Annotated in this window: 8 protein-coding genes and 1 pseudogene; 7 read left to right on the top strand and 2 right to left on the bottom strand. The window is 49.4% G+C overall.

All coding sequences use genetic code 11. The features are described from left to right. The coding region (locus tag T491_RS17445) for a helix-turn-helix domain-containing protein (RefSeq protein WP_197018848.1) at positions 1-213 on the bottom strand (213 nt) is incomplete at its 3' end. A gap of 167 nt (positions 214-380) precedes the next feature. On the opposite strand from T491_RS17445, the gene T491_RS17105 reads away from it, so the two are divergent. The 7 genes and pseudogenes from T491_RS17105 to T491_RS18260 all read left to right on the top strand — a co-directional run. Further along, positions 381-1,100 carry a Rha family transcriptional regulator gene (locus tag T491_RS17105; protein WP_231480230.1) on the top strand — a complete coding sequence of 240 codons (720 nt, stop codon included), beginning with the start codon at positions 381-383 and terminating at the stop codon, positions 1,098-1,100. A 228-nt stretch (positions 1,101-1,328) separates the two neighbouring features. Beyond that, positions 1,329-1,595 carry a DUF3127 domain-containing protein gene (locus tag T491_RS0109950; protein WP_231480229.1) on the top strand — a complete coding sequence of 89 codons (267 nt, stop codon included), beginning with the start codon at positions 1,329-1,331 and terminating at the stop codon, positions 1,593-1,595. 4 nt (positions 1,596-1,599) lie between these two features. Then, entirely contained in the window at positions 1,600-1,971 is a 372-nt protein-coding gene (locus T491_RS0109945) for a hypothetical protein (protein WP_028903759.1), read from the top strand. Further along, complete coding sequence (locus tag T491_RS17100; RefSeq protein ID WP_051523099.1) at positions 1,968-4,280, top strand: hypothetical protein; 2,313 nt, start codon at positions 1,968-1,970, stop codon at positions 4,278-4,280. Before T491_RS0109945 ends, T491_RS17100 begins: the two co-directional genes overlap by 4 nt. Positions 4,281-4,330: 50 nt before the next feature. Next, a complete protein-coding gene (locus T491_RS17095; protein WP_081773334.1) occupies positions 4,331-4,807 on the top strand; it encodes a D-Ala-D-Ala carboxypeptidase family metallohydrolase in 477 nt (158 codons plus the stop codon). A 108-nt stretch (positions 4,808-4,915) separates the two neighbouring features. Then, positions 4,916-6,019, top strand: a complete 1,104-nt coding sequence (locus T491_RS0109930; RefSeq protein ID WP_028903758.1) for a cation diffusion facilitator family transporter — start codon at positions 4,916-4,918, stop codon at positions 6,017-6,019. Further along, positions 6,000-6,086, top strand: a pseudogene (locus tag T491_RS18260) (hypothetical protein); the annotation flags it as partial. The gene T491_RS0109930 and the pseudogene T491_RS18260, both read left to right, overlap by 20 nt. Here T491_RS18260 and T491_RS16235 read toward each other — a convergent pair. Continuing rightward, on the bottom strand, positions 6,062-7,552 hold the full coding sequence (locus T491_RS16235) for a glycoside hydrolase family 140 protein (RefSeq protein ID WP_081773337.1): 1,491 nt from the start codon (positions 7,550-7,552) through the stop codon (positions 6,062-6,064). The pseudogene T491_RS18260 and the gene T491_RS16235 overlap by 25 nt on opposite strands. Positions 7,553-7,566 lie beyond the last annotated feature (14 nt).

Genomic DNA, 7,566 nt, shown 5'->3' with positions numbered 1-7,566 from the left:
CATGCGGGGACACTCGACATTGCGTGCTGGATACTTGGGCTTACTGGCAAGACAGATGTCCAACCCCTCCTCAGGATCCTCCCTGATAGAGGCCTCATACTCACGGACGTAACGTGTTACGGTCTTTCTGTTAAGACCTACTCTACGGGAAATCTCCCGTAAACTCAAACCATCAACACGATGGTAATGAAGGATTTGTTCTTTCTGATCCATCTCAATCATCTTTAAACTCTCTGTACGTTAAACAGCACTCATGCGAGCAACTATTATATAACGTAGAACTCTGATTGGATGGTATACTTTTCGATTATTATGGTGGTATACTTTTCAATTATTATCTACACATATTCAATCAATAACAATTTAAAATTTTAAAGATTATGAATACAATAACAATTTCAACTTCAAGTTTATCAAACCGCATGCATGCTCAGTATAACCAACAACCGGCGCATATGACGTCGCTCGAGATTGCTGAGATTTGCGGAAAACCCCACAACGACATACTGAAAGCCATCAGAAAGATGGAGCCTGCGTGGGAAAGGGTATCATTGGGAAAATTTTCCCAGTCATTCCGAAAAGTGATACAACCTAACGGTGGCGTTCGTGAATTCCCCTGTTATGAACTCACCAAAACCGAAACGCTGTACATTGCAACCAAGTTTCGCGACGAAGATCGTGCTAAGCTGGTGTTACGATGGGAACAGTTAGAAATGGAACGCTTGGCACTACACCCGCCAATGCGATTGCTGACAACGAAGCAGGAGGTGCTGCACGAGTCGGAAGAGATAGTTGGCGAGCAGCTGGATGCGGCGAACGAAGAGAGTGACGGCTGCCTGACCGTGACAGAGATTGCAGCCATCTACAACATGACAGCGCACGACCTGAACTCGTTCCTGGTTGACATGAAGATTCAACGGTGGCGATGCGGACAGTACCGACTGCTACCCAAATACGAAGGTTTAGGACTTACGGCCGACCGCCTGAACGTGAGTTACTCGCTGAAAGGCAAGCTGAAATACGAAACCTATCTGGTTTGGACGGAGAAAGGACGTGACTTTATTGTAAACCTGATAGAAAACGGTCATGGCTGGGATTAAACGAAAAGAATATCTGCTGTATCTGGCGGATGTGAGGGCCGAAGAGCAGCGAGCGTATGATCGAGGCTATCGGATTACACGAAAAAGCATCGAAGAGGTAAGGAAGGAATTCCAATCCAAATTCGGAAGCATTTATTGGGAAATGTAAAAAGGTAAAAATGTAAAAAAGTAAAAAGGTAAAAAAGTAAAAAGCAATAATTTTAAAAAACAAAAGTAATTATGAACGCAATGATTTTAAGAGTAAAGAAGTGCGGAGCAATGACTACCGTGCAGAGTGAGAAAAGTGAGAACGGCGTGCTGAACAAGCGAACCTTGGTGCTGCAGGAACTTGGCGGTAAGTATGCTAACAGTTATGTGGTGACGGCACTGGGCAACCTGGCTACCATCGAGTTTGCTGAGAACGAACTGGTTGTTGCCGATCTGCGATTCCAGACCCGCGAGTACAACGGGCAGGTGTTTATGGACATAGTTGCAAACGAAATCGTAAAAATGTAGAAAGATGAAAAGAATCAACAAACTAAACAAGACAGTGACCGTTAACGGCATGATGGCTGTAACAAAGAGTGAGTTAGAAATGGATTATGTGCAGTTTCTGCCCGATAATCCGAGTGTAGGACAAATGGATGCATTCCGTGGTCGTGGCTTAGGACAGCTGTTGAGCAACGGGTCGTTTGAGTTTATACGGACCAAACGGCTGCGCCGCAAGCCTGAATTCCGAGGGTGTTATGCCAGTTTGTCGTTTGGCGGTGACGGCTTCGACCGTGTAACTTTTGTGGTGCCTAATGCGCTGCGCACCCAGCTGCCCACCATCCTGCGAAAAGGTATTTGTCAGATTATCAGCCACCTTGTAAAGAAGGGATGGAGTAAATGATTTACCGCATAGAAAACAAGGGTAAGAAGTTTGCCTATCTGGTAAAGAATCGCGAAGAGTTCCTGGCGCTGAGAAACGCCAAGGAGAATCTGGATAATCTGGCTAAAGCCCGCCAAGGCGACGAGAAGGCCAAAGCCCAGTTGGTGCAGTTTGCGTACAACATTGGTGTGCTGCAGCGTTCGGCTCTGGCTGGTTGCAAGAGCATCGGCAGCTACTTTTTCCACGATGTGGATTGCTACGATGCTGCCCAGAGTGCGGTAATGGCGCAGCAGATACTGGCCAAAAAAGATGAGATAGGCCTAATGATGCTGGAGAAGAGCGCGAGTGGGGGCTACCATCTGGTTTGTAAGCGCCAGCCGGGCACCACCATCTTAGAGAATCAGGTACGCATTGCTACCATTCTGCAGATTGAGATGGATACCAATGTGAAGGATCTGCAAAGGGTGGTGTTCTCGACAAGTGGCGATGAAAAAGATTTACTTTATCTTGACGACGAGCTGTTTGGAGAGCCCATGACGGCTGAGGAGTGCGAGGCGGAATATGCCCGGTTAAAAGAGCGTGAGCGCAAGGGCTTGGAACAAGTGCCGCCCGGTGCCAAGAAAGCGCGGAAGCACTATAAGCCGTGGTTGGAAGTTTTAGCAACGGACTACAGGACTAACAGGAGTGATTCTGCTGTTGGTTGTGTCACGGCAATCGATGAGCGGGCGAGATTCGTGATGGAGGCTGTGCTGAAAGCTAAGAATCTGGATAAATCGGACTTTACGGACATCGGTGGCCGTCATAATGCAGTAAAGATTTTCCTGAGCGGCACCAACCAGTTGTTGAGCAAGGAGGAGGCCAACGGGGCGCTGGCCGAACTGATGCCTGAACACTGGGCTGACGATAACATCCAGAAATGCCTGAACGATTTCTACGACAGGTATTACGACCCGGAGCGCAAACTGAACAAGGACGAAGAGGCCATTTTTACGAAGAGCAGGAGAATAGCGAATGATAAAGAAGCGGAAGTGATGGATCGTGCTGCTTCGATTCCACCGGAGATGCCGGCGAAGTTGCCTAAACTGATTAAACTCCTGACCAAGAACACCCCCAACCAATACAAAGCTGCTGTGGCGCATGCGGTGTTCCCCTCGCTGGGTACACACTTGAAAGAGGTGGAATTCGAGTACACCGATTACGTGAAGCATGAGGCCACGCTGATGAACTGCTTGATGGCACATACGGGCGCAGGAAAGGGTTGTATTGATGAACCCATCCGCCATATTATGGCCGATATCAAAGCGCGTGATGTCGAGAACACCCGCCGTGAGGCTGAGTGGAAAAAGGATTGCCAAAAGAAAGGTGCCAACAAAGACAAGCAGGTGCGCCCCGAAGGACTGGTGATACAAGAGATTGATCCCGATATGACCAAGCCTGCACTCGTTACCCGTATGGACGAAGCCGAGGGCCACTTTGTGTACGTGAAGCTGAACGAGATTGATCTGTTTGAGCAGTTGAAAGGTCAGACGGGCAAGCAGCATTTCCAGCTGATGTGCCTGGCTTTCGACCCTGGTGCCGAGTTCGGACAAACGCGTATCGGCACGCAGAGCGTAACCGCCCGACCTAAGTGCAGGTTTAACTGGAACGCCTGTACCACCGTGCAGAAGGGTAGGCGGTTCTTTAGCAGGGTGCTTACCGATGGGCCTATCAGTCGTATCAACTTCTGTACCATCCCCGAGATGGAGATCGGTGCCGAGCAGCCCATCTACGGCAAATACGACGAGGCGTTTGACGAAGAGTTGAAGACGTATATCAACAACCTGACATCGGCCCATGGCGTAGTGGATTGTCCGCAGGCATTCAGGCTGGCCAAAAAGTTGCAGGAGGAGTGCGCTGAAGTTGCCCGGTTGTCGCAGGATGAAACCTACTGGAATCTGTCGCATCGCGCCATTGTGATAGCCTGGTTAAAGGCTTGCGTGCTGTACGTGGCTAATGGCTGCCAGTGGGAGAAGACGATGGAGGAGTTTATCCGATGGAGTCTGCAGTACGATCTGTGGTGTAAGATGCAGTTCTTTGGCGACGACATTGAGAAGGCTGCCCGAGAAGGCGAGCGCACTGGCACCCGTGGGCCTCGAAATCTGCTGGAGCTGTTGCCCGATGAGTTTACATTAGAAGATGCTAAGCGCGTACGATTGCAACAGGGGCTGACTGCAGGTCACAAAGAAACTTCGCACATGGTTAGGACCTGGCGTATGCGTGGATACTGCGCACAGAGCACAGAGCACAGTTTTATTAAGAGCGAAAAATACAAGGGAAAGGCAAAAAAGTAAAAAGGTAAAAAAGTAAAAAGGTAAAAAAGTAAAAAGGTAAAAAAGTAAAAATGGAACAGAAAGTACAATTGAATAGTAAAGCAAAACTCTCCCAACATTTCGTGTTGGGAGAGATGTGTAAGACGAGTGTGAAGACCGCAGATGGAAACATCCCTTCGCACGTACATATTGAGAACCTGAAGCGCCTCTGTGGCTGGTTGGAGATGCTGCGCAGCGAGTGGAACAGCCGCTATGGCGGAGGTAACGACCCCATCATCATCAACAGTGGCTACCGGTCGCCCGAGGTGAACAGAGCCGTGGGTGGCGTCGCCACCAGCAATCACCTCACAGGGTGTGCGGCTGATATCAAGGTGAAGGATATCTGTCAGCTCATCCGCTACGCCACTATCTTGCTCGACATCGCAGACGAGAGCCAGGAGGATTTCGACGAGCTGCTGATAGAGCGAAATGCCAGCGGCGCCATCTGGCTGCACTTCGCCGTCCGACCATCAGGCAACAGGCGCAGGGTGAGGTTGATTCAGACGTAATCAATAAAGTAACAGTTGAATATCCAAATTTTCCTAATTCCCAAGGCCGAATCATTGTGCTTTGGGATTTTTTACGTATATTCGCAGTCGGAATTTAGAAGAAGAAAAATGGATCGCAGTCAAGAAATCATCCGAACCAGTTGGATAGGCATCGCCGCTAATGTATTGTTGGCAGGCTTCAAGGCCGCAGTAGGCATTCTGGCCAGCAGTGTTGCCATCGTGATGGATGCCGTCAACAATCTGAGCGACGCGCTGTCGAGTGTCATCACCATCGTAGGTACCAAACTCTCGCAAAGGGCCCCCGACCGTAAACATCCCTTCGGTTTCGGGCGTATCGAGTATTTCAGCGCCATCATCATTGCTGTCATTGTATTGTCGGCAGGTATCACCTCGCTCATCGAGTCGGTCAAGAAAATCTTCGACCCCACGGAGCCTTCGTACACTACCACCACACTGGTGGTCATCGTGGTGGCCATCGAAGTAAAGCTCGTCCTTGGCCAGTACGTCAAGAAGAAGGGCGAGCAACTGAAGAGCGACGCGCTGATTGCCTCTGGCTCCGATGCGCTGTTCGATGCTGTCATCACGCTGGCAACGCTTATTTCGGCAGGCGTCATGTTGCTGTGGGGTGTGTCGCTCGATGGCATTCTGGGTGCACTGATTTCCGTCGTTATCATCAAGGCTGGTATCGAGATGTTAGCTTCGCCTGTCAACGAACTCTTGGGTACAAGCATTTCGGCTGACTTTGCCAAGCAGATTCAGAAGGAGGTATCAGATTTCGAGGGCGTACATGGTGTATTCGACCTGATACTACACAACTACGGTCCTGACGTAAAGATTGGTTCGTTGCACATCAACGTCTATGATACGATGACAGCCCACGAGATTCACGGACTGACACGACGGATTTCTACACAGATGTATGAGAAGCATGGTATTATCATGACCGTTGGCGTATATGCCATCGCTACGGGTGATAACAAGCGGGCTGAATTGCAAGCAACGGTGACGCAGACCCTTGCAGCCCACAAGGATATCGTTCAGGTGCACGGCTTCTACTATTCAGAGAAAAGGAAGTATCTGTCTGTAGATGTTGTGCCTGATATCTCCGTTCACGACGAGGCAGCCTTTATCAGTCAGCTTACCGCAGAACTTCAGCCGTTAGTTCCCGATCAGCAAGTGGTTGTCGTAGTGGATCATAACTACACAGATTAACAGCATAATAATCGCCAATGCTATCGTAGGCATCGACCTGGACTATGAGACCATCGGTGACAGTGGTTCGATGCTGATGGTAGCAGCCAGCGGCACAGCCGTAGTACTGTAACCGCCTGGTTCGAATCTATTGTCGAGCGTGAATGATAGTCGGGCATCGGTGGCTATGAGTACACCATCTTCTATACCGTTTCCAGACTTCTGGGGACGGTATTTTAGTATCTGGTTGTCGTATAGACCTATATAAGTAAGCTTACCTGTACTGGCATCCATCCACCAAACCTTCTTCTTGTCGCCAGATATCTTGCGAAGATCAATCTTCATGTCGCGGCTCGTGTAGTTGTAAACCAATAGATAATCGTTGCCACGGGTGCCCATTAAACGATTGTATCTGGTGCCGTTATCAAGGATGATACTCTGATCGGGCACACGCTCGAAATACGGAAAGGCGAGTATCAGACGTTTAAGATGTTTCATCTGGTTGAATCCAGGATCATTGAGTGCTTCGGTCCACACCTTTTTATTAAAATAGGCTGGGGGATAGCCTGGCTTGTAAAACTGCATGATGGCATTATGACCATAAGTGTGGCCGCAACTGCCTGCAAACACGCTCCAATAGGCATAACGGCGCACATCGCTGGCCTGCCACAAGCCTTCGTCGGGATAGTGCAGACCTTTGGGGATGGCCTCGTATATAGGCTCATCGTCGATGACTGGTTTGATGGGATTATGAGTCCAGGTTGAATCAACGTACATCCAGTTATCCTCTTCGGTATTGTCGGGGATAGGGTAGGTGGTGTCGTTCATGCGCTGACCGTATCTGCGATGCCCACTCTGGAAGGTGTGGAAATCAATCCACGAAGCCTTACTCCACCATTTGGCCGATGTATAGCGACCACGTGGATGATACGTCATGAGGTGATTATGATCGATAGCCTTGATGGTGGTGGCGAGTGTTTCCCAAACATCGGCCTTTACATCTCCTTGAATGTCGCCACCGATAATCCAGATGATGTTGGGACTATCCTTATAGCGGTTGGCCAGGAAACTGCCGTAGGTCTTAGCCTGCTCAACCGTAAGTTTGCCGGCCTTTACCACGCCGCCCCAGATGCACACCATACCAATGTAGATGCCGCGCTGTTCAGCCTGTTTGATCATGTAGTCCATGTGGTTCCAGTAGCCATAATCTGCCGTAGTTATCAGGTTACCTTGTTGGTCGTGCGAAGGTTGTCCGTAAACATTCGTCGAGGGCACATCATTAAGCACCTGTACCTGTGCCATATTATAACCCGCATCGCGTGCCTTATCCAGATAATACACCATCTCCTCACGATTCAATCGTTCGGGCATGAGCCAGGCCGTTTCGCCCATCAGGAAGAAGGGGGTACCATCGGCGTGTTGCAGGAAACGCTGATTAGTTGACACCTCTAATCGTCCGTGTTGCCACGGCTTCTGTTGCGCCATCATATGGTATGGCATGAGTTGCAGCAACAGCGCTGCCAAGAGTAGTTTTACTGTAGTTTGCATATTCATATTCATCAAAAACA

The organism is Prevotella sp. P6B4 (genome assembly GCF_000619985.1).
Classification (GTDB): domain Bacteria; phylum Bacteroidota; class Bacteroidia; order Bacteroidales; family Bacteroidaceae; genus Prevotella.
Note: the sequence above shows the minus strand (reverse complement) of the source record. Positions and strands in the feature narration are given on the sequence as shown.